Source organism: Subtercola boreus (assembly GCF_003399645.1).
In the GTDB taxonomy this organism is placed as follows: domain Bacteria; phylum Actinomycetota; class Actinomycetes; order Actinomycetales; family Microbacteriaceae; genus Subtercola; species Subtercola boreus_A.
Map to the genome: position 1 here is coordinate 1 of NZ_NBXD01000030.1, position 20,042 is coordinate 20,042.

A 20,042-nucleotide genomic window follows, 5' to 3' on the forward strand; every position below is an offset into this window, starting at 1 on the left:
TCCAGGTGCAGTGCGACCTGTGGTTCCCCCACGAGGACCTGCCGCTCGGCGACGATCAGCACGCGTCACCGCCGGTGTTGGTGATGACCTCGATCTGTTCCGGGTTCATCCAGGCGCGGGTGGGGCGCGGGCGGCCGCAGCGGCTAGAAGGGGCCGAAGCCCCCGAGGCGGCGGGTGGAGCCGGAGGCGGCGTCGCGCCGCGGCGGAGTAGGAGGCGGCGGCGCGGGGCGCGGCGCTCTCGGTGGGGGCGGGGCGCGGGTGGAGCTACCGGCCCGTGTCCCGGGTGCGGTGCTGCGGCAGGAGCCGGAGCACCACGAGCATGGCGATCACCAGGACGGATCCGGTGGCGAACCAGAACAACAGAGTCGTGCGAGCGACCTTCGGTGTTCCCCACGCTGGGGAGGGTTCCTGTACGTGCACCAGGAACGGCAGAAGGCCGGATCCGGGAGGGTCCGGCCTTCTGCGGGCCGAGCGTTACGCCGCGAGAGGCAGCGCGGCTTCCGCGGCAGTGCCGCCGGCACTCCCACCGGTACGGGACGCCCCAGGGGTCACGACGAGGGTGCCGGCCACGGCATCCACGGTGACGGCGCCGCCGTCGGTGAGCGCCCCCGTCACGAGCAAGTCGGCGATCTGGTCGTCGACCTCGCGCTGGATGACGCGGCGGAGCGGCCGGGCGCCGTACTCGGGCTCGTAGCCGTGTTCTGCGATGACGTCGACCGCAGCATCCGTCACCGTCACGCTGATCGACCGGGCTGCCAGACGGGCACGGGTTGCGCCGAGGAGCAGTTGCACGATCTCGCGCAGTTGCGGCTGATCGAGCTTCTGGAACAGCACGATCTCGTCGATACGATTCAGGAACTCGGGCCGCATCGCCTCACGGAGCTTGCCCATGACACGATCCCGCAACGCCTTGTCGCTGCCGAACCCGCCTCCCGCACTCGGATCCGCGACGAAGCCGATCGCGCCCCCGCGGCTCGCCAGGAACTCCGAACCGAGGTTCGACGTCATGATGATCACGGTGTTGCGAAAGTCGACCGTGCGACCCTGACCGTCGGTCAGGCGACCGTCGTCGAGCACCTGCAGCAGCAGGTTGAACACGTCGGGGTGCGCCTTCTCAATCTCGTCGAAGAGCACGACGGAGTAGGGGTTGCGGCGAACCCGCTCGGTGAGCTGGCCGGCTTCGTCGTAGCCGACGTATCCGGGAGGGGCGCCGACGAGCCGCGACACCGTGTGCCGCTCGCCGAACTCGCTCATATCGAAGCGCAGCATCGACTTCTCGTCGCCGAACAGCGACCCGGCGAGAGTCTTCGCCAGTTCGGTCTTGCCCACCCCGGTCGGCCCGAGGAACAGGAAGCTGCCGACCGGGCGGTTCTGGTCGCCGAGCCCTGTGCGGTTGCGTCGTACGGCCTTCGCGACTACCGAGACGGCGTCGTTCTGGCCGATGACGGCCAGGTGCAGCTCCTCCTCCAGCGCGGCGAGGCGAACACGGTCGACCTCGGTGAGCCGGGAGGCGGGGATGCCCGTGGCCCGCGAGATGACGGCGGCGATCTCGGCCTCGTCCACGACCGCCGCGCTGGCGGCAGAAGCAGAAGACGCAGAGGCGGAAGCAGAAGAAGTCGTCGCGTTCGCACCGAGCGACCCCAGCGTCTGGGTCACGCCCTCGATCTCGTCGCGGAAGCGGGATGCCTCTTCGTAGTGCTCCGACGCGACCGCCGCGTTCTTCGACGCCTCGAGCTCGGCCAGACGCGCGAGGAGGGCCGAGACATCCACTCGCTTGCCCAATCGGAGGCGCAACCGCGCACCGGCCTGGTCGATCAGGTCGATCGCCTTGTCGGGCAGGAAGCGGTCGGTGACGTACCGGGCCGAGAGTTCGACCGAGGCGCGGATCGCGTCATCCGTGTACGTCACGCCGTGGTGCTCCTCGTAGGCTCCGCGGAGCCCCGACAGGATGAGCACAGCGTCTTCGATCGACGGTTCGGGCACCTGCACGGGCTGGAACCGGCGTTCGAGCGCCGCATCTTTCTCGATACCGCGGTACTCGCGCAGGGTGGTCGCACCCACCAGGTGCAGGTCGCCGCGGGCCAGCCGGGGCTTCAGGATGTTTCCGGCGTCCATTCCCTCACCGGCACCGCCAGCGCCGACCACCGTGTGCAGCTCGTCGATGAACACGATGAGCTCGTTCTTGTGGGCGCTGATCTCGTCCATCGTCTTCGTCAGACGCTCTTCGAAGTCGCCGCGATAGCGGGTTCCGGCGAGCATCGCGGGCAGATCGAGCGAGATGACGCGCTTCTCGCGCAGGGCCTCGGGCACGCCGCCATCGACGATGGCCTGGGCGAGTCCTTCGACGATCGCGGTCTTTCCGACACCGGCCTCACCGATCAGCACCGGGTTGTTCTTGGTGCGGCGCGACAGGATCTCGATGGTCTGCTCGATCTCATCGGACCGCCCGATCACGGGGTCGAGCCGCCCGTCACGGGCGAGCTGGGTGAGGTCGGTGCCGAACTGGTCGAGCAGGGGGGTCTCGGATGCGGCGTCTGCTGCCGGTGCGTCTGAAGCCGCCGCACCGCCGGCGGTGGTGCCGACGTCTTCGCGCATTCCGGCCTGCAGAGCATCGGGTGTGACGCCGGCTGCGGCGAGCACCTGGCCGGCGGGGGAATCCTGGTTCAGCACGAGCGCGAAGAAGAGGTGCTCCGGGTCGATGTAGGTCGAACCGGATGCCCGGGCCACCTGGTAGGCGTGAAAGAGCGCTCGCTGGGCCGACTGCGTCAGCGCGGGAGCGGTGTCGGTGCGCCCGCTGGCCTGCGGCAGCCGCTGCTCGGCGGCATCTGCCACGACGGTGGGGTTGGCGCCGACGCGCGAGATGGCGTCGGAGGCGGGTTGCTGGGTGGCGATGACGCGGAGGATGTGCAGGGCATCCAGTTCGCTGTGTCCGTGTTCGAGCGCGAAACGGCCGGCTTCGGCAAGCACCTCGTGGGTGCGCCGACTCATCAGGCGGCTGATGTCGATGGAGCGCCCGGTCTGGGCCTGGCGCTGCTCGCCCTGCAGGTAGCGGGCGAGGAATTCGTCGAAGGAGTTGCCTTCGTTCGGGTTCTCGGCGGTGAAGTCTGGGGTGTTAGGCATGTGTCCTCCTGTGAAACGTGAGTGCCCTCGACTCAAGTCAACGCCGTACCCCCCGGGGGCATTCCCGTCCTCACGAAATACTTGAGTCGACCCGACTCAACGCAGTTTCGGAGACGCCCGACCCGGAGTGTTGCGACCCAACGCCTGCAGATCGATGTGACGGAGGGCCATCATCCGGCCCGCCCGTTTCTGCGCATAGTCGGCCTCGGTCGCCGAGCCGGCCACCCGATCGAGGCGGGACTCGACGTTCGACCGCACGTCGTTCCAGGCGGTCTCGCGGGCGGCTTCGACGACCTCGTCGACGAAGCCCGGCTCCCCGCGGAGGCGCGTCAGCTCGGAGGCGAGGGCGGAATAGGTGACACGACGCTGAGTGAGGAGCGTGAGCTGGTCGCTCACCTCATCGGTCTGCGTACCCGACTTGCGCTTCTTGCCCTCCAGCAGGGCTGAATCGGCCTGCATGCGCCGGGCGTAGCTCACCTGCTCGAGCGCAAGGTCGATGAGCTCGGAGCGTACGAAGACCCGCGCACTCTCGACATCGAACGCCTGGTTCTCGCGCAGGGCCTCGACGATGATGAAGTTCTTCGCGGCCATGGTGAGAGCGAGCCGCGTGATGAGCACCCCCTCGTCGACCGAGCGGGCGACGGCCGCCGCGTCGAGTGGGTGCAACGTGAGCGAGCTGCGTCGAAAGAGCGAGCCGAGCCGTGACCGCCTGTTCACCACTGGCCACACCTCCTCGTCTCATGCAACAACCCCTCCCAACCTACGGCGTCGACCCCGCCGCCGACAGGCCACACCCCGCACCCGCTCCGAATAGGGTGGGTGCAGGAGGCGTGATGATCATTCGACAGGCGGGGGCGGATGATATGCCGGCGATTCTGGCGATCCACAACGATGCCATTGTGAACTCGGTGGCGATCTGGACCGACACGACCGTCGATCTGGCCGAGCGGGCGGCGTGGCTCGAGGGGCACGAACGCGACGGCTATCCGGTGCTGGTCGCGGTCGACGAGCCCGACGGCACGAGCGCGGGGCCGAGGGGCGCGGGCGGCGACAGGGACGGCACCGTGCTCGGCTACGCGAGCCTCAGCAGTTGGCACGCGAAGAGTGGTTTTCGGCATACCGTCGAGGATTCGATCTACCTCCGCCCGGATGCCACGGGGCGCGGGCTGGGAAAGGTTCTGCTCGGGGCGCTGCTGCAGCTGGCGCGGGAGGGCGGGTACCACGTGGTGGTGGCCGACATCGAGGCCGGCAACGCGGCATCCATTCGCCTGCATGAGACGTTCGGGTTCGAGAACTGCGGCACCGTGCGCGAGGTGGGCACGAAGTTCGGGCGCTGGCTCGACCTCACCACGATGCGCCTCCCCCTCACCTGAAGGCCCGCCACGCAGGCACGCACGCAGCCTCACCACGCCACCGACGCACGACGCAGCACGCACGAGCGCAGGCACTCTCCGGTCCAAAGCGTTCTGGATGGGCCGGAGAATGCCTGCGCAGGGTGTTGTGCGGTGGCGCGGGTGCTACTTGGCGGGGCCGGCCGCCGTCAGCTGGGCGACCTCGGCCGCCGACAGGGCGCGATCGAAGATCTTCGCGCCGTCGACGGAGCCGTTGAGGTAGTCGACGGGGTTGCCGCCGAACTTGCCTCGGCCGACCTCGAAGTTGCCCGTTCCCTTGTCGCCGCCGCCGAGGATGCCGACGCTGCCCGAGAGCTGGCCGTCGACATAGATCGACAGCTTCGAGTTCGTCACGTCACGCACCCCGACCAGGTGGTACCACTTGCCCACCTGAGGCACGCCCACCGTGTTCGCCAGTGCGCGAACGCTTGCGAAGCTGAACGCCCAGCGCTTGTCGGCACCCGAGTACTGCAGGAAGAAGGCGCTGTTCGCGTCTCCGTCCTCGCTCGCGACCGTCTGGAAGGCGTCGCCCGCCGCGTTGAGCTTCGCCCAGGCCGAGACACTGTAGTTCGTGTTCTCGGTCGGGATCAGCGTCTTCGCACTTTCGGCGAACTGGTTCACGCCGTTGAGCACGAGCGCGTTGCCGTCGAGTCCGGGGCCGAAGGCGGCACCGTTCTTCAGCGTGAGCGGGTTACTGCCCACCGAGTCGGCGGCCGTGGTGCCCGACGTCTCGTCGAACTTGTAGGAGTCGACACCCGCGAGCCCGGGGGTTCCGGGAGGAGCGGGCGGCGTCGCCTTGGCGCCGGCGGCGATCACCTCGAGGTTGATGGCGCGAACGCGGGCCTCATCCACCTTCTCGACCTTGCGGTCGTAGGTGAAGAAGCCGTTCTGCTCGCCCTCGACATCCGTGATCTGCGTGTAGACCGCGCCCGAGAGGCCGTAGGGCGCTCCCTGGTCACGGAGCACGGCCGTATTGGCGACGTACTTGTCATTCAACTCGGCGGCATCCTTCACCGACCCGTAGGGGTTGATGCTCGCGGTCGGCCACAGGTGACCGGCCACACTGAGCGTCAGGCCGCCGTGCTCACCGTCGATGGATGCCCGGGTGGCGTCGGGCGCGGGAAGCGCCGGCCCCTGGTACTGGTGCCAGTCGATGATGTCGCCCGTTCCCGGGTCACCGGGCGTGTCGCAGCAGTTGGAGCCCGATCGGTCGTTGACCAGCCGTGACGGATCCTGCGCCTTCACCTGGGCGCCGACATCCGATGCCGCCTGAACGCTCCACTGGCCCCAGCCCTCGTTGAACGGGATCCAGCCGATGATCGACGTGACGTTCTTCAGCTGGTCGACCATGGTGGCGGTCTCGGAGCGGAAGTTCGCCTTGTCTGCGGTGCTGAGCGAACCGTTGCGACCGGTCGGCAGGGCGGGTGAGTCCTGCCAGACCATCAGTCCGAGCTTGTCGGCCCAGTAGTACCAGCGGGCCGGCTCGATCTTGATGTGCTTGCGGATGGTGTTGAACCCGAGATCCTTGGTCTTCTGGATGTCGAACTTGAGTGCGGCATCCGTCGGCGCCGTGTAGATGCCGTCGGGCCAGTACCCCTGGTCGAGCGTCGAGAGCAGGAAGGTCGGCTTGCCGTTCAGCGTGATGCGCTGCTTGCCGTCGACGTTCGCGATCGCAATCGAGCGGAGGCCTGCGTAGCTCTCGAAGATGTCCTTACCCGTGCTCGAGGCCAGCGTGGCCTTGAACGTGTACAGGAACGGGTCGTCGGGGCTCCACAGGTGGGGCTTCGGAATGGTGATCTTCATGGGGTCACCGATCGTTCCGCTGCCGGAGGCCACCTTCGTCTTACCGTCGTAGACATCGACGTTCAACTTGGCCTTGGTCGGGTCGCCGTTGACGGTCGTCGTGATCGCAAAGGAGCTCGACGCGACATCCGGAGTCGCCGTGAAGCTCGCGATGCTGGTCGCAGCGACGGGCTCGAGCCAGACGGATTGCCAGATTCCGGATGCTGCGGTGTAGAAAATGCCGCTGGGGTCGTTGCGCTGCTTGCCGACCGGGATGTTCGCGTCATCGACGGGCGAGTGCACGGCGACGACGATCTCCTGCTGGCCGGTTGCGCGGAGGGCTCCCGTGATGTCGACACTGAACGCGTCGTAGCCGCCGGTGTGGCGGGCGACCTGGGTGCCGTTCACGTAGACGGTCGCGTCGTAGTTGACGGCGCCGAAGTTCAACCGCAGGTGCTGGTTTCCGTTCCGAAAGCTGTTCGGAACGTCGACGAGCTTGCGATAGAACATGAATTCGTCATGCTCCTGCACACCCGAGAGTGCCGATTCGGTGGGGTACGGCACGAGGATCTGGCTGGCCAGGTCTTTGCCGAAGGACGGCTTCGTGAAACCGTCGGTGCCGGTGTACTGCCACAGACCGTTCAGGCTCTGCCACTTCGGCGCTGCCACGCTCGGGCGGGCGAGCTGCGGGCGCGGATAGTCGGGCAGCGCATTCGTCGGCGTGACATCGGCTGTCCACGGGGTGGAGAGCGGAGCGGGCTTCTGCGCCCATTCCGCTTTCGCTCCGGCCGCGATGGCGGCGGTGGGGGCGGAGAGCAGACCGATGGCGCAGGCTGCGGCGAGCCCCAGCCCCATCAGTCTGCCGAGATTCTTTCTTCTCATTCGAGACCAACTTCCTTGTTGATGCAGAGGCGACCAGAAAGCCAGCTGTGAATTCACTGCTGTGAATTTGCACAGAGACGGTCGTCACTCAGAAGTGTCGCAAAATAGTGTTCAAAAGTCCATTGATGTTCGAAAAAGATCGTTTGTGAAAGGTGCGGTGCCGATCACGACCGTGACTTCGTACTCATCGTCAGCCAGCGTTCGGGCGTGGAGGCCGCCGGTTTCGAAGATCCCCGACGCCACGTGGGCCTGCGCTTCGTTCACTTCGACCAGCAGGTGACCTCCCGGGGCGAGCCAGCGTGTGGCCTCGGTCGCGATGCGGCGCTGCAGGTCGAGCCCGTCTGTGCCGCCGTCGAGGGCGAACCGCGCCTCGTGCAGGCGGGCCTCGGGCGGCATGAGCTCGAGGGCGTCGGTCGGCACGTAGGGGGTGTTCGCGACGATCACGTCGACGGTGCCGGCGAGGCGCGGCGGTAGTGCTGCGAAGAGGTCGCCGGTGAAGACACGGTCGGGGTGGCTGAGGTTCTGGCGGGCGCACTGGGTGGCGGCCGGATCGAGGTCGGCCGCGTAGACGACGGCCTGCGGGATGCTCGCCTCGACGACGGCGGCGATGGCGCCCGATCCGCAACAGAGGTCGAGCACCACTGGGGTGGGATGGTGGGGCCCGGTGTTCGCGTCGCGGGTCAGCGATACCGTCACCTGGGCCAGGAACTCGGTGCGGCGGCGCGGAACGAACACGCGGTCGGCTACGCGGATGCGGAGCCCGGCGAACTCGGCCCAGCCGAGGATGTGCTCGAGCGGAAAACCCTCGACCCGCCGCGCGACCATCGCCTCGAGTTCGGCGCCCGAACGCGCAGCCTCGAGCAGCAGCGCCGCCTCGTCTTCGGCGAAGACGCACCCGGCCGCTCTCAGGCGCCGGACGATCTCGTCAGCGGTCGGAGGGATGGGCAGAGGAGCGCCGGCCGGCAAAGCGGGAGCGGTCGGTCAGTCGCGGTAGGGCGACTTGAACATCGCGATACCGGCCGCGACGCCGGTGATGCCCACGCCCACCGTGATGAAGGCAAGCAGCCCGATCAGAAACCCTGTCATCGCTCTTCTCCCTCTGCTTACGTCGACCTGTGCTGCAATCCTAGCGGGCGGTTTCCCCTGACCGGGTGGGGAAGGCGGTGGCAGCATGGTGGGCATGGGTGACGGCAGTTCTGACGGTGGCGGCCGGGTGTTCGAGAAGAGGCGGGCGGATGCTCCACCGGGGTTCTTCGAGGCAGAAGCCGCCGGGCTGGCCTGGCTGGCCGCAGCGGGTGGATCCCGCGTGGTCGGGGTGGTCTCGGTGGAGCCCGGGCGCATCCGACTCGAGCGAATCACCGAGGTGAGCCCGTCGGAGCCGAGCGCCCGGCGATTCGGCGCCGCCCTCGCCACGACGCACGACGCGGGGGCGCCCGCTTTCGGCGCCGCACCGCCCCCGTTCGGCGCAGACCCGCCGGGAGGCAGCGTGGAGCCGACCGCGGGCAGCGCAGGCGACAGTGCACCGATGTTCATTGGGCGGCGCGCCCTGCCTGCCGCCCTTGGAACGGCGTGGGGGCGGTTCTACGCCGAAGCGCGCGTGCGCCCCTTTCTCGACCCCGCCGAGCGGGCAGGCAACCTGAGTCGAGCGGCGCGCTCGGTGGTCGAGGACGCCTGCGACCGGATCGCCGACGGCGAATTCGATGACGGCGAGCCGCCGGCGCGCATCCACGGCGATCTCTGGGCCGGCAATGTGCTCTTCGCCGCCGAGGGGGTCGTGCTCATCGACCCGGCCGCCCACGGTGGCCATCGCGAGACCGATCTGGCGATGCTGGCGCTCTTCGGATGCCCGTTCCTCGGGAGCATCGTCAGCGCCTACGAGGAGTCGCATCCGCTCGCCCCGGGCTGGCGTGAGCGTGTTCCGCTGCACCAGTTGCATCCGCTCGCCGTGCACGCCGCAGGTCACGGGCCCTCGTACGGACACGAACTCGAACGCGCCGCCTTGTTGACCCTCGCCCTGTAGCCCCGGGCTCACGGGCCAACGAGATCCACCCGACGACACCGATTCGCCCGAGTACCGGCGCCCGGGTGCGACAATTGTGAGGTGAATTCCGCTACCACCTTTGCTCTCGTTCGTCACGGTGAGACCGACTGGAACGCCGAGCGCCGCATTCAGGGCCGGTCGGATGTTCCGCTGAACGACACCGGGCGCGACCAGGTTCGTGCCACAGCCGCACTGCTGCGGGCGGAGGAATGGGACTTCGTGGTCAGCTCGCCCCTTTCCCGGGCGCGCGAGAGCGCCGAGATTCTGGCGGCCGAACTGGGGCTCGAGGTGATCGGGCACGTTCCCGAACTGGTCGAACGCCACTACGGGCTGGCTGAGGGCATGCAGGACGGCGACGAACTGCGAGCGCTGCGCATTCCCGGCGGGTTTCTCGAAGCCGAGACCGAAGAGGATGTCGCGGCACGGGCATCCGTCGCCCTGCGCGCGCTCGTGGCCGAGCATCCCGGCGCCCGGATCATCGTCGTGGCGCACGGCACGCTGATCAGACTGGGGCTTTCGGCGCTCAGTGGCGGGCCGGTCGAGACCATCCGCAACGCGGGTCACTGCGTGATCCAGCACGAGTTCGGCGAGGGTGACGCGGCACTGTGGTCGCTTTCGATCGTGAACGGTGCTGCCTGGGGCGTGGGCGTGCAGCCCGCCCGCGCAACGGCCTGAGGGACTGGGAAGCTGACCGCCTGAGGGCTCACGGTCTGCGGACTCGCGGGCTGCAGGCTGGCGGTCTGCAGGCTGCCCGTTTGCGGCCCTACGGGTCGGAGCGCAGCAGCACCGCCCCGGAGTCGCCGTCGACGATCGAGACCGAAGCGATGTCGGCACGGTGGATGCTCGTGGTCGCGGTCGGCGTCGCTGTGGTTCCGGGGCCCGAGGTCCAGGTCGCCACCCGGGTGCTCGCGCCGGAGCGCTCGGTGACGACCATGGCGTAGTCCCGTGCGTAGGCCGAGCCGCCGAGCTTCTCGTACGTGCAGGTCCAGTCGATGCGGGTGCCCCACGGCTCATCGTCGAGGGTGGCGACGGCCGTGAGCGGGCTCGGCACCTCGGCGGTGAACGTGAGCTGGCTCGCGAGGGTCGCTCCGGGGGTGGGCTCCGGGGGCAGCCCTGGGGTGCGGCCGAAGCTGAGCGCGAGAGTGACGGCGATGGCGGCGGCGACGGCAGTGAATGCGGCTGCAGCGACCAGCACCCTGGGTCGCGGGCGGGTGCGGGTGCGGGTGCGGGTGGGGCTCGGCAGGAGCGGGCTCGACAGGAGCGGGTCCCGCAGCGCGACCGGTGCCGGCGCGGCAGAGCTCGGCGCCGCCGGGTCGAGAAGCTCGAGCGCCTCCGCCCGCGGGATCGACGCGAGCAACCCGGGCATACCGGCGAGCTCGGCGAGGGCGGCCCGGCACTCCGGGCACCCCGCCAGATGATGCTCGTACTCGTGTCGCTCGGCGGGTGAGAGCGAGCCGAGCACGTACGCAGCATCCCACTCGCGGTAGCGGTCGACGCCGGGTGAGTCGAAGTCGGGGTCGGTCACCTCGTCACCCCCTTCTCCTGCAGCGAGAGCCGCAGCGCGCGCAGGGCATAGTGCAGGCGGGACTTCACCGTTCCATCGGGGATGCCCAGCTGCTCGCCGATCTCAGCGACCGTCTTCTGGCCGTAGAACGAATGCACGAGAACCTCGCGGTGCGGCGGTGAGAGCTGACTGATCGCCTCGGAAACCAGCCAGGCCTCGAGAACCGCGTCGGTATGGTCTGCGGATGCCCGTTCCGGCACGGTATCGGTGCCGATCTCGTTGCGCGCGCGGGCGCTTCGCCAGTCATCGATCACGAGGTTGCGCGCCACGGTGAACAGCCACGAGCGACGGGATCGGTCGTTCCGCAGAACGTCAGGGTTGCGCCAGGCGCGCAGCAGGGTCTCCTGCACGACGTCTTCGGCGAGCTGGCGGTCGCCCGTGAGACGCACGACGAAACGACGGAGGGCAGGAGCGTGCTCATCGTGCAGCTCGCGCAGCAGGCCGGACCGGTCATCCGTCACCGCCGCACCCTCTCTCTTCACCATGACACCTGTGAATACGAAGTCCACGACGAAAAAGTTCATTTCTGGGTGAACGGAACGGTCGGGACTCTCGTAGGTACCGGTAGCAGTATCTCAAGTGAGCGCATTTCGGGCGACTGCTGCATCTCGACCGTCCCCCGTAGCACGTCGCTCGCAGCACTTCCTTCGTAGCACTTCCTTCGTAGCACGTCCCTCGTAGCACTTTCTTCGTAGCACTTCCTTCGTCGCACGTCCCTCGTATCGCAGAAACGAATTGGAGCATCATGACCGAGAACAAGGCCATCAGCCGCCGCGTCATCCTCACCGCCGGAACCACGGGTGTGATCGGCGCGAGCACACTGCTGCTCGCCGCCTGCAGCACGGGTGGGGCCGACACGGGAACGGCCGCCAGCACGGCACCGACCACGGCGCCGACCTCGGGTGCGGCCGGCACGGCGAGCACGGCGCCCAGCGCGGCCGCCTCCGGCTCCGCATCGGCAGGTGGGGCGACCATCGCCAAGCTGGCGGATGTTCCGGTCGGCCAGGCCACGAGCGTCGAGTTCGAGGGCCAGGCCCTCCTGGTCGCGCAACCCACCGCCGGCTCGGTCGTCGCCTTCAGCTCGGTCTGCCCCCACCAGGGCTGCGCCGTGGCGTTCGCGAAGACGAATTTTGCGTGCCCCTGCCACAATTCCACCTTCGACCTCGCCACCGGCGACGTCACACACGGCCCCGCGCAGAAGGGGCTCACGCCCGTCTCCGTGACCGTGTCGGGCGACTCGATCGTGGCCGCGTAGGCTGCCCATCATGCTGCCCTACGAAGTCAACGGACTGCCGCTGCACATCCTGCTGGTGCACGTGGTGGTGATCGTGCTGCCCGCCGCGGCTCTGATGACGGTACTCGGCGCCGTGTGGCCCGCGTTCCGGCGCAGGCTCGGGGTGTTGACGCCCCTCGTCGCGCTGATCGGCCTCGTCAGCGTGCCCCTCGCGACAAATGCGGGCGAGTGGCTCGAGGCGCGTGTCACGTCGACTCCGCTCATCCAGGCGCACGTCGCCCTCGGGGACACACTGCTGCCGTGGGCGGTCGGGCTGTTTCTCGTGTCGCTCGGGATCTGGGTGTGGTACCGCTGGTTCGCCGCCGTGCGGGTGCCTGCGGAGGGCCGAGGAGTGCGCGCGGGGTCGCCCCGGCCGGCAGGGTCGCTCGTTCCGGCGGGTTTCGCCGCCCCGGGGACACCAGCGGCGGACTCATCCGGCGATGAACCGTTGCACGGCGACGACCCGTACGCCCCGCTGTCTGGAGCGGCGACGACGACCCCGGGCGTGCGCCCCACAGCCCCCGCACGGGCCCGCGTCGGCCGCACCACCTCTGCCGTGGTTTCGGTCGCCTGGATCGTGCTGGCCCTCGTCGTCTCGACCGGCACCGTCGTCAAGGTCGTACAGATCGGCGAATCAGGCTCGTCTGCCGTCTGGCAGGGCAGCTTCAGCACCGACCCCGTCGAAGGCTGAGCCGCCGCGAGGCGCACCACCCGACGGGCGCACGGGGTTCGATGCGCCTAGGGGATGCGCCAGAAGTCGGTGCCTCCGCTCAGGCGGTTGCGTTCGGTGATGGTCGGGGCGCCGGGTGTACCGAGAAGCACCATGCTCCACGTTCCGGTCGGTACGAAGCGACTCACCCCTGACGCCCAGAGCGCAACGTTGTCGGCGCGGTACACGACGACGTTGCCGTCGCTCTGGAGGCTGATCTTGGCGGCGCCCCGGCCGTAGGTGCGCGACTGCCAGACGGCGCGACCACTGTCGGCGTACAGCACAAGGTTGCCGTCGGTCTGGAAGACGAGCTTGGAGTTGTCGGTGCGCGACTCGACCCAGAACGCTCCAAGACCGAACTCCGTGAAGCCACTGTCGGAGCTCCACTTGTATTCGGCGAGTGTTCCGTCGGCGTGGGCGGCCTGCGGCACGAGTGCGCCGGCAAGGAGGGTTGCTGAAATGAGGGGTGCCGCAACAAAGGCACGGAGGGTTTTCTTCATTCACCCAGAATACTGAGTAAGTCTCATGTAGAACAGAGCGAAGACGCCCCGCGCTTTCAAACCGAGCGGGTGGCCGCTGCCCAGCCGGAGGCGATCATGTCGGTGAGCGTGTGGGCGGGAGCCCAGTCGACGTCGCGGGCCGCACGCTCGCCCGAGGCAACGATGCGGGCAGGGTCGCCCGGGCGAGGCGGAAAGACCTCGGGGGTGAACGGGATGCCCGTGACCTCTGCCATCGACGTCATGATCTCGCGCACCGAGACGCCCGAACCGCTGCCCAGGTTGTAGGCGGCGTCGAGGGGGTGCCCCGCGTCGAGGGTACGGGCGGCCGCAACGTGGGCGGCCGCGACATCCGCCACATGAACGTAGTCACGCACGCAGGTTCCGTCGGGGGTGGGGTACTGGTCGCCGAAGATCTTGGGGGTCTGGCCGTTCTGCAGCGCGCGGAACACGAGCGGGAACAGATTGTGCGGACTGGTGTCGCTCACTTCGGGGAGCGCGGACCCGACGACGTTGAAGTACCGCAGCGCGGTGTGCCGCAGGCCGGTCGCGACAGCCTGGTCGGCGATCAGCCACTCCCCGATCAGCTTCGTTTCGCCATAGGGCGACTCGGGCGAGGTCGCGGTCTCCTCTGTGACGAACTCCGCCGGAGTGTTGCCGTAGACGGCGGCACTCGACGAGAACACGATCGACCCGACGCCGGTCTCGTGCATGGCCTCGAGCAGGTTCACCGTGGCCGTGACGTTCTGCGTGTAGGTGTGCAGGGGCCGCTGCACCGAGACACCCGCGTACTTGTAGCCGGCCAGGTGCACGACGCCGGTGATCGGATGCTCTGACCCCGCATACCCGGCGAAGACACTGTCGACGAAAGCCCTGTCGACGAGCGAACCCTGTTTGAGGGTCGCTCCGTCGGGCACGAACGAGGCCCGGCCACTGGAGAGGTCGTCGATCACCACGACCTCGATCCCAGCGTCGAGGAAGGCGCGGGCGACGTGCGATCCGATGTAGCCGGCGCCGCCGGTCACGAGCCAGGTCATGGAGTCTCCGTGGGGTCTGTCGCGGGGAGGGAAGTCGGGTGTGAAGCGGGCAGGGCGGTAGAACGGAGTGGGGCTGACGGGGTCGCCTCAGGCACGACGAACGTGATGCCCCACGACGCGGTCCAGCTCGAGCCGGGCTCGATCACGTGCAGGTCGATCGAGCTGTTGAGCGCGTCTGGCGGCGCCGTGGTCGGTTCGACGGTGACCGCCCAGATGGGGCCGTCGGCCGTCGGGAAGATCTGCGTCGTGAAGACCTGGCTGTGACTGTAGTTCGCGTCGCCCCAGAGCTCGATCCGCCGGGCATCCGGAGCTTTGATCGTGTGCACGTACCGACCGTCGGGCTCGGGAGTGAGGTCGAAGTAGGCGGTGTCGAGGTCGAGATCGCCGACCCGGGCCCCCTGGGAGAGGTCGTACGGGGTGCCGGCGACGGGCTCGGCTCCGATCGGGTTCAATCTCTCATCCACCAGCACGCGGGTCGCCGCACGAACGGTCACGACCAGCTCGGGGATGGGCACGTCGCCGATGCGGAAGTACGGGTGCGCGCCGAGTGCCGTCGGCGCCGGCCGCTCCCCCACGTTGTTCAGCGTGTGCGTCACCGTGAGCGTGTTCTCGCCGAGCTGGTAGGCCGTGTCGACGGTGAGGGCGAAGGGATAGCCGTCGGTGGGCTGGATGCTCGCCCGCAGCACGATAGACGACTCCGTGCGGCGCACCACCGTGTGCTGCAGCGCGAAGAGAAAGCCGTGCAGCGCGTTGCCGCGCTCGGGCTCGGTGAGGGGCAGCTGGCGGATCGTGCCCCCATCGTTCCAGCGCCCGTCGCGCACGCGGTTCGGCCAGGGCGCGAGCATCCAGCCGGGGCAGAAGAGCGGTTCGGCGTCTTCGGCGAAGCCCTGGATGATCGGCACGCCGTCGAACTCGAGAACCCGCAGCATCGCACCGACCGAGGTGACGACGGCGTGGGCCGACGGCACTCCGTGCTCGGGCCAGACGAGATCGAACTGTTCGCCGGTGGGAAAGTGGTGCTCAGTCATCGACGTGGCCTTTCATCGTGGCTCCGGCTGACGGATGCACGACGAAGAGGTCGGGCTGCCGAAAACTCAGCTCTCTGAACCTCTCCAGAATACGGGCTTCGAGGGCAGGCCTCTGCGCGCGCGGAACGAGCGCGAGTGCGGAGCCGCCGAAGCCTCCGCCGGTCATCCGCGCGCCGATCGCCCCGTTGGCCTGAGCCGTGGCCACCGCGAGATCGAGTTCGGGCACCGAGATCTCGAAGTCGTCGCGCATGGAGACATGTGAGGCGTCGAGCAGGTCACCGATGCTCCGCGGCCCGTCGGACTCCAGGCGCCGCACCGTCTCCTCGACGCGGTCGTTCTCGGTGATGACGTGCCGCGCCCGACGGAACGTCTCGTCGTCGAGCCTCTCCTGCATGCGCGGCAGGTCGGCCGGAGTGAGATCGCGGAGGGAGCCGACGCCCATCGTGGCAGCGGCGAACTCGCAGGATGCCCGTCTGGCCGCATAGCCACCGGTGGCGTGGTCGTGGCTGACCCTGGTGTCGATGACGAGAATCTCCAGGTCTTCTGCAGCGAGGCCCAGCGGAACGCTCTCAGTGCTCATGCTTCGGCAGTCGAGAAAGACGGCCGCGTCGGTGCGGCCGAGCATGGAGGCGGACTGGTCCATGATGCCCGTGGGTGCGCCGACGGCCTGGTTCTCGGCGATTTGGCCGATGCGGGCGAGCTCAGTGGGGGTGAGCCCGAGCTGCCAGAACTCGTTCAGCGCGACCGCGGTGGCGCACTCGATGGCGGCCGAGGAGGAGAGCCCGGCACCGATGGGTACCGCGGAGTGGATGTGCAGGGCGAAGCCGGGGAGGGTGGAGGTCGCGGCGGGCACCTCGGTTTCGGATGCCGCTGCGGCACGCTCCGCGAGCGCCCACGCGACGCCGAGGGGGTAGGCCGACCAGCCGTCGAGCGCGGCCGGGGCGAGGTCGGCCAGCGCGATCTCGACGATCTCATCGGAGAACGTCGACGACACGCGAGCGACACCCTGAGCATCCGGAGCGGCCGGGCCCAGCGCGACGACAGCGCGACGGTCGATGGCGAACGGCAGGACGAAGCCCCTGTTGTAGTCGGTGTGCTCGCCGATCAGGTTGACGCGGCCGGGCGCCGACCAGAAACCCAGCGGCGGGCGGCCGTGGCGCGCCTCGAACTCGGCCGCCAGTTCTGCGAAGAGGGGGTCACTCATGGCTCTGGTAGCTCTCTCGGAGGTTCTGGGCGGTCAGTTCGGGGGGAACGTCGCCGATGAAGGCACCCATCGCCGACTCCGACCCGGCCAGGAATTTCAGGCGGTCGACCGCGCGGCGGGGAGACGTGATCTGCAGCATCAACCGGATGTCATCGCGGTGCGCGTTCACCGGCGCCTGGTGCCAGCCCGCGATGTACGGCGTCGGCGTCGGGTAGAGCCCGTCGATAGCCCGCAGCACGCGCGGGTAGAGCACCGCGAGCTCATCGCGTTCTTCGGGCGTGGTGGCCGCGAGGTCGGGAAGCTGGCGATGGGGCAGGATGTGCACCTCGACCGGCCAGCGTGCCGCGAAGGGAACGAAGGCGCTCCAGTGTTCGCCCTGCACGATCATCCGGTCGCCCGCCTGCTCGTGGGCCAGAATGTCGGCGAACAGGTCGGGCCCGTACGAATCGATCGACGCGATCAGGCGCTGGGTACGCGGGCTGACGAACGGGTAGGAGTAGATCTGGCCGTGCGGATGATGGAGCGTGACGCCCACCTGCTCGCCACGGTTCTCGAACGGGAACACCTGCTCGACCCCCGGCAGCGCGCTCAGCACGGCGGTTCGGTCGGCCCAGGCCTCGATGACCGTACGGGCGCGCGACGTGCCCAGCGAACCGAACGAGCCCTCGCGCTCCGGGCTGAAGCACACCACCTCGCAGCGGCCGATGGATGGCCGCGACCGGCCTAGCGCAATGCCGCGCTCGAGCGGAACCGGGGTCTCGCCTGGCCCCAGCAGGTCGGGGCCGAACGAGGGCGAACGGTTCTCGAACACCGCGACGTCGTAGAGGCTCGGCACCTCGGAGGGGTTGTCGGGCGCCTGCGGGGCGAGGGGATCGAGGTTCGCCGGCGGCAGGAAGACGCGGTTGTTTCGGGCGGCCGCGATCGAGATCCACTCGCCGGTGAGCACGTCCTGGCGCATGACTGCGGTCGCGGGCCTCGGGTCGAGCAGACGTTCGTCGGGCAGCCGCTCGGGCGCCAGGGTCGTGTCGGCGTCGTCGTAGTAGACCAGTTCGCGGCCGTCGGCCAGCACGTAGGGACGTTTCACGATGGGCAGGCCGTCGACGAGCGAGAGATCTTCGCCGGGCGATGCAGTGGTGGGCATGACGTACTTTCGATATCGCAAATCGGTGGAGCATGATTGTGCCATCAACGCTACCGGATACCGACGATCGCTGTAAAGAGCTTGTGAATGCTTGTGTTTGTTTGCTTATTGACAAACTCGGGGGTTCTGTCCAGCATGGGGATATGGCCGAGATCGAGAACGACCAGCAGCTGCCGGCACCGCTTCGCCGTGAACGCATGCTGGCGGTGATCGATGACCGCGGATTCGCCCGCGTGGCCGAACTCGGCGAGATCTTCGGGGTCTCCGACGTGACCGTGCGCGCCGACCTCGATGAGCTCGATCGCCAGAAGGCCATTCGGCGCGTTCACGGCGGCGCAGTCATCCGGAGCCGTCAACTCCTGAACGAGCCGACCTTCGAACAGTCGATCGGGGCCTCTGCGATCGAGAAGGCCCAGATCGGCGTATTGGCTGCGAGCCTGGTGAAGTCGGGGCAGAGCGTGCTGCTCGACGTCGGGTCGACCTCACTCGCTGTCGCGGTGGCGCTGGTCGCGCGCCCGGAGCTCACCGATGTTGTCGTCATCACGAACGGGTTGAGCATCGCGCTCGCCCTGGAACCCGCGATCGGGCCGTTCACCGTGATCGTCACGGGAGGCACCCTCCGCCCGCGGCAGCACTCGCTCGTCGAACCGCTGGCGACGTCGATGCTCCGCTCGCTGCACGCCGATCTCGCCTTCATCGGGTGCAACGGCGTCGACAGCACCGTCGGCGTCACGAACGTGAACCTGCCCGAGGCGCAGGTGAAGCGGCTGATGCTCGAGTCGGCGACCCGGTCGGTGGTGATCGCCGACCGCAGCAAGCTCGGCCAGGTCCACCTCGGCACCGTCGGAACGCTCGCCGAATTCGATGCCCTGGTCACGGGGCCGGGTCCGGCTCCGGATGCTCTGACCGACGGTTTTCGCGACGCCGGCCTCATCGTGGTCACCGATCGCGAGTCGGCCGCCCGGTTCTGAGGGGTGGGCGTTGTCTCCCGGGGTCAGACCTCGAAGGAGGCCAGAGCCTCCTCGATGACCGTGGCCGCGTCGTCGATGAGGGCGTCGCTGATGACCACGCTGGGAAGGAAGCGCAGAACGCTGTCCCAGCTGCCCGCGTCCAGCACGATGACGCCGTTCGATGTGGCGTGCTTGATCACCGCCGAGAGCGCCTCGGGGTTCGGCTTGACGGTTCCCGGATGTACGAGCTCCACTCCGAACATGGCGCCCTTGCCGCGCACCTCGCCGACGACCGCGAAGCGCTCCGCCCAGTCGCCGATGCGAGCGAGGAAGGCACGCTCCACGCGCTGCGCCTCAGCGATCAGGTTCTCGCTCTCGATGAGGTCGAAGACCGCCAGCGCTGCGGCAGTGGAGACCGGGTTGCCGCCGAATGTTCCACCGATGCCACCGGGCTGTACGGCATCCATGATGTCTGCCCGGCCTGTGACAGCAGCGAGCGGGAAGCCGCCCGCGATGCCCTTGGCGCTGGTGACCAGGTCGGGAACGACGTTGTGATGCTCGATCGCGTACCAGGCCCCCGAGCGGGCGATACCGGCCTGGATCTCGTCGGAGACGAACACGATGCCGTTCTCGGTGCAGAACGAGCTCAGCGTCTCGAAGAAGCCCTCGGCCGGGATGACGATACCGCCGTCGCCCTGGATCGGCTCGACGAAGAGCGCGGCCAGCTCGCTCGCCCCGATGTGCGTCGTGATGTAGTCGATCGTGCGCTCGGCCGCCTCGACACCGGTCATTCCCGCGGGGTCGCGGAACGGGTAGCTCGTCGGAACGCTGTAGATCTCGCCCGGGAACGGCCCCATACCGGCGCGCTCGGGCCAGGGGCGGTAAGTCATCGCCATGGTGAGGTTGGTGCGGCCGTGGAACGCGTGGTCCAGAGCGGCGATCGCGCGGCGCCCGGTGAACTTGCGCGCGATCTTGACAGCGTTCTCGACGGCTTCAGCGCCCGAATTGACGAGAATGGAGCGCTTCTCGAAGTCGCCGGGGGTGATCTCGGCGAGCTTCTCGGCGACCAGCAGGTAGTTCTCGTAGGGCGTCACGGTGAAGAGTGTGTGCGTGAGCTTCGCCGCCTGGGCGCTGGCCGCCGCGGCGATCGCGGGATGGGCATGGCCGATCGTGGTGACGCCGATACCGCACCCGAGATCGATGATCTGGTTGCCGTCGACATCGACCAGGATGGCGCCTGAACCGTGATCCATGTAGATGTCGGCGAGCGTACCGGCCCCGCGCGACACGGTCTTCAGACGGCGGGCGTGAAGCTCCTTCGATTTCGGGCCGGGAAGCTCGGTGACGATTTTGCGTTCTTGGGAGACAGAGAAGGGTGCGGAAGCCATACTTCGAGCTTAGGTCGTGGTGGCGGTCTGGTCGC

Annotated in this window: 18 protein-coding genes; 6 read left to right on the plus strand and 12 right to left on the minus strand. The window is 68.4% G+C overall.

The genetic code is table 11. The annotated features are described in order from the left end of the window. Positions 1 to 474: 474 nt before the first annotated feature. Together B7R24_RS14685 and B7R24_RS14690 are read right to left on the minus strand one after the other, a co-directional pair. Entirely contained in the window at positions 475 to 3,120 is a 2,646-nt protein-coding gene (locus tag B7R24_RS14685) for an ATP-dependent Clp protease ATP-binding subunit (protein ID WP_116419718.1), read from the minus strand. Positions 3,121 to 3,216: 96 nt separating this feature from the next. After that, positions 3,217 to 3,840 carry a hypothetical protein gene (locus B7R24_RS14690; RefSeq protein ID WP_116419719.1) on the minus strand — a complete coding sequence of 208 codons (624 nt, stop codon included), beginning with the start codon at positions 3,838 to 3,840 and terminating at the stop codon, positions 3,217 to 3,219. Positions 3,841 to 3,953: 113 nt separating this feature from the next. On the opposite strand from B7R24_RS14690, the gene B7R24_RS14695 reads away from it, so the two are divergent. Next, positions 3,954 to 4,493, plus strand: a complete 540-nt coding sequence (locus B7R24_RS14695) for a GNAT family N-acetyltransferase (RefSeq protein ID WP_116419720.1) — start codon at positions 3,954 to 3,956, stop codon at positions 4,491 to 4,493. 144 nt (positions 4,494 to 4,637) lie between these two features. Here B7R24_RS14695 and B7R24_RS14700 read toward each other — a convergent pair whose 3' ends face one another. After that, positions 4,638 to 7,175: a LamG-like jellyroll fold domain-containing protein gene (locus tag B7R24_RS14700; protein ID WP_253259482.1), complete on the minus strand. Its 2,538-nt coding sequence runs from the start codon at positions 7,173 to 7,175 to the stop codon at positions 4,638 to 4,640. A gap of 111 nt (positions 7,176 to 7,286) precedes the next feature. Next, entirely contained in the window at positions 7,287 to 8,141 is an 855-nt protein-coding gene (locus tag B7R24_RS14705) for a putative protein N(5)-glutamine methyltransferase (RefSeq protein WP_172582854.1), read from the minus strand. 214 nt (positions 8,142 to 8,355) lie between these two features. On the opposite strand from B7R24_RS14705, the gene B7R24_RS14710 reads away from it, so the two are divergent. Both B7R24_RS14710 and B7R24_RS14715 read left to right on the plus strand, forming a co-directional pair. Further along, positions 8,356 to 9,195: a fructosamine kinase family protein gene (locus tag B7R24_RS14710; protein WP_116419998.1), complete on the plus strand. Its 840-nt coding sequence runs from the start codon at positions 8,356 to 8,358 to the stop codon at positions 9,193 to 9,195. A gap of 81 nt (positions 9,196 to 9,276) precedes the next feature. Next, entirely contained in the window at positions 9,277 to 9,891 is a 615-nt protein-coding gene (locus B7R24_RS14715) for a histidine phosphatase family protein (protein ID WP_116419722.1), read from the plus strand. A gap of 88 nt (positions 9,892 to 9,979) precedes the next feature. On the opposite strand, the gene B7R24_RS14720 is transcribed toward B7R24_RS14715, so the two are convergent. Both B7R24_RS14720 and B7R24_RS14725 read right to left on the minus strand, forming a co-directional pair. After that, positions 9,980 to 10,741, minus strand: coding sequence for an anti-sigma factor family protein (locus B7R24_RS14720; protein ID WP_116419723.1), 762 nt, complete (start codon positions 10,739 to 10,741; stop codon positions 9,980 to 9,982). Continuing rightward, positions 10,738 to 11,241 carry a sigma-70 family RNA polymerase sigma factor gene (locus B7R24_RS14725; RefSeq protein ID WP_301182491.1) on the minus strand — a complete coding sequence of 168 codons (504 nt, stop codon included), beginning with the start codon at positions 11,239 to 11,241 and terminating at the stop codon, positions 10,738 to 10,740. The genes B7R24_RS14720 and B7R24_RS14725 overlap by 4 nt, the downstream gene beginning before the upstream one ends. 284 nt (positions 11,242 to 11,525) lie before the next feature. On the opposite strand from B7R24_RS14725, the gene B7R24_RS14730 reads away from it, so the two are divergent. Together B7R24_RS14730 and B7R24_RS14735 are read left to right on the plus strand one after the other, a co-directional pair. Next, entirely contained in the window at positions 11,526 to 12,035 is a 510-nt protein-coding gene (locus B7R24_RS14730; RefSeq protein WP_116419724.1) for a Rieske (2Fe-2S) protein, read from the plus strand. Positions 12,036 to 12,045: 10 nt separating this feature from the next. Continuing rightward, positions 12,046 to 12,744, plus strand: coding sequence for a DUF2231 domain-containing protein (locus B7R24_RS14735; RefSeq protein ID WP_116419725.1), 699 nt, complete (start codon positions 12,046 to 12,048; stop codon positions 12,742 to 12,744). A 47-nt stretch (positions 12,745 to 12,791) separates the two neighbouring features. Here the strand turns inward: B7R24_RS14735 and B7R24_RS14740 are convergent, their stop codons facing one another. From B7R24_RS14740 to galT, 5 genes are read right to left on the minus strand one after another with little or no spacing between them, the layout of a single operon-like run. Next, a complete protein-coding gene (locus tag B7R24_RS14740) occupies positions 12,792 to 13,262 on the minus strand; it encodes a hypothetical protein (protein WP_116419726.1) in 471 nt (156 codons plus the stop codon). A gap of 56 nt (positions 13,263 to 13,318) precedes the next feature. Further along, complete coding sequence (gene galE / locus B7R24_RS14745; protein ID WP_116419727.1) at positions 13,319 to 14,296, minus strand: UDP-glucose 4-epimerase GalE; 978 nt, start codon at positions 14,294 to 14,296, stop codon at positions 13,319 to 13,321. Next, the gene (locus B7R24_RS14750; RefSeq protein ID WP_116419728.1) at positions 14,293 to 15,324 is read right to left on the minus strand and encodes an aldose 1-epimerase family protein; all 1,032 of its coding nucleotides are present in this window, start codon (positions 15,322 to 15,324) and stop codon (positions 14,293 to 14,295) included. Before B7R24_RS14750 ends, galE begins: the two co-directional genes overlap by 4 nt. After that, positions 15,317 to 16,528 (minus strand): galactokinase, encoded by a 1,212-nt coding sequence (galK, locus tag B7R24_RS14755; protein ID WP_116419729.1) that lies wholly within the window; start codon positions 16,526 to 16,528, stop codon positions 15,317 to 15,319. Before galK ends, B7R24_RS14750 begins: the two co-directional genes overlap by 8 nt. Then, complete coding sequence (galT, locus tag B7R24_RS14760; protein WP_116419730.1) at positions 16,521 to 17,669, minus strand: galactose-1-phosphate uridylyltransferase; 1,149 nt, start codon at positions 17,667 to 17,669, stop codon at positions 16,521 to 16,523. Before galT ends, galK begins: the two co-directional genes overlap by 8 nt. 143 nt (positions 17,670 to 17,812) lie before the next feature. Between galT and B7R24_RS14765 the strand changes: the two genes are divergently transcribed. Next, positions 17,813 to 18,640: a DeoR/GlpR family DNA-binding transcription regulator gene (locus B7R24_RS14765; RefSeq protein WP_116419731.1), complete on the plus strand. Its 828-nt coding sequence runs from the start codon at positions 17,813 to 17,815 to the stop codon at positions 18,638 to 18,640. 23 nt (positions 18,641 to 18,663) lie between these two features. Here the strand turns inward: B7R24_RS14765 and B7R24_RS14770 are convergent, their stop codons facing one another. Continuing rightward, complete coding sequence (locus B7R24_RS14770) at positions 18,664 to 20,007, minus strand: aminotransferase class III-fold pyridoxal phosphate-dependent enzyme (RefSeq protein WP_116419732.1); 1,344 nt, start codon at positions 20,005 to 20,007, stop codon at positions 18,664 to 18,666. Positions 20,008 to 20,042 lie beyond the last annotated feature (35 nt).

What these genes read in the sequence shown, in the direction of transcription:
- B7R24_RS14770 (WP_116419732.1), bottom strand. Translation starts at nt 20,007, where the DNA reads ATGGCTTCCGCACCCTTCTCTGTCTCCCAAGAACGCAAAATCGTCACC.
- B7R24_RS14695 (WP_116419720.1), top strand. Translation starts at nt 3,954, where the DNA reads ATGATCATTCGACAGGCGGGGGCGGATGATATGCCGGCGATTCTGGCG.
- B7R24_RS14710 (WP_116419998.1), top strand. Translation starts at nt 8,356, where the DNA reads ATGGGTGACGGCAGTTCTGACGGTGGCGGCCGGGTGTTCGAGAAGAGG.
- B7R24_RS14685 (WP_116419718.1), bottom strand. Translation starts at nt 3,120, where the DNA reads ATGCCTAACACCCCAGACTTCACCGCCGAGAACCCGAACGAAGGCAAC.
- galE (WP_116419727.1), bottom strand. Translation starts at nt 14,296, where the DNA reads ATGACCTGGCTCGTGACCGGCGGCGCCGGCTACATCGGATCGCACGTC.
- B7R24_RS14740 (WP_116419726.1), bottom strand. Translation starts at nt 13,262, where the DNA reads ATGAAGAAAACCCTCCGTGCCTTTGTTGCGGCACCCCTCATTTCAGCA.
- B7R24_RS14730 (WP_116419724.1), top strand. Translation starts at nt 11,526, where the DNA reads ATGACCGAGAACAAGGCCATCAGCCGCCGCGTCATCCTCACCGCCGGA.
- B7R24_RS14735 (WP_116419725.1), top strand. Translation starts at nt 12,046, where the DNA reads ATGCTGCCCTACGAAGTCAACGGACTGCCGCTGCACATCCTGCTGGTG.
- galK (WP_116419729.1), bottom strand. Translation starts at nt 16,528, where the DNA reads ATGAGTGACCCCCTCTTCGCAGAACTGGCGGCCGAGTTCGAGGCGCGC.
- B7R24_RS14765 (WP_116419731.1), top strand. Translation starts at nt 17,813, where the DNA reads ATGGCCGAGATCGAGAACGACCAGCAGCTGCCGGCACCGCTTCGCCGT.
- galT (WP_116419730.1), bottom strand. Translation starts at nt 17,669, where the DNA reads ATGCCCACCACTGCATCGCCCGGCGAAGATCTCTCGCTCGTCGACGGC.
- B7R24_RS14750 (WP_116419728.1), bottom strand. Translation starts at nt 15,324, where the DNA reads ATGACTGAGCACCACTTTCCCACCGGCGAACAGTTCGATCTCGTCTGG.
- B7R24_RS14700 (WP_253259482.1), bottom strand. Translation starts at nt 7,175, where the DNA reads ATGAGAAGAAAGAATCTCGGCAGACTGATGGGGCTGGGGCTCGCCGCA.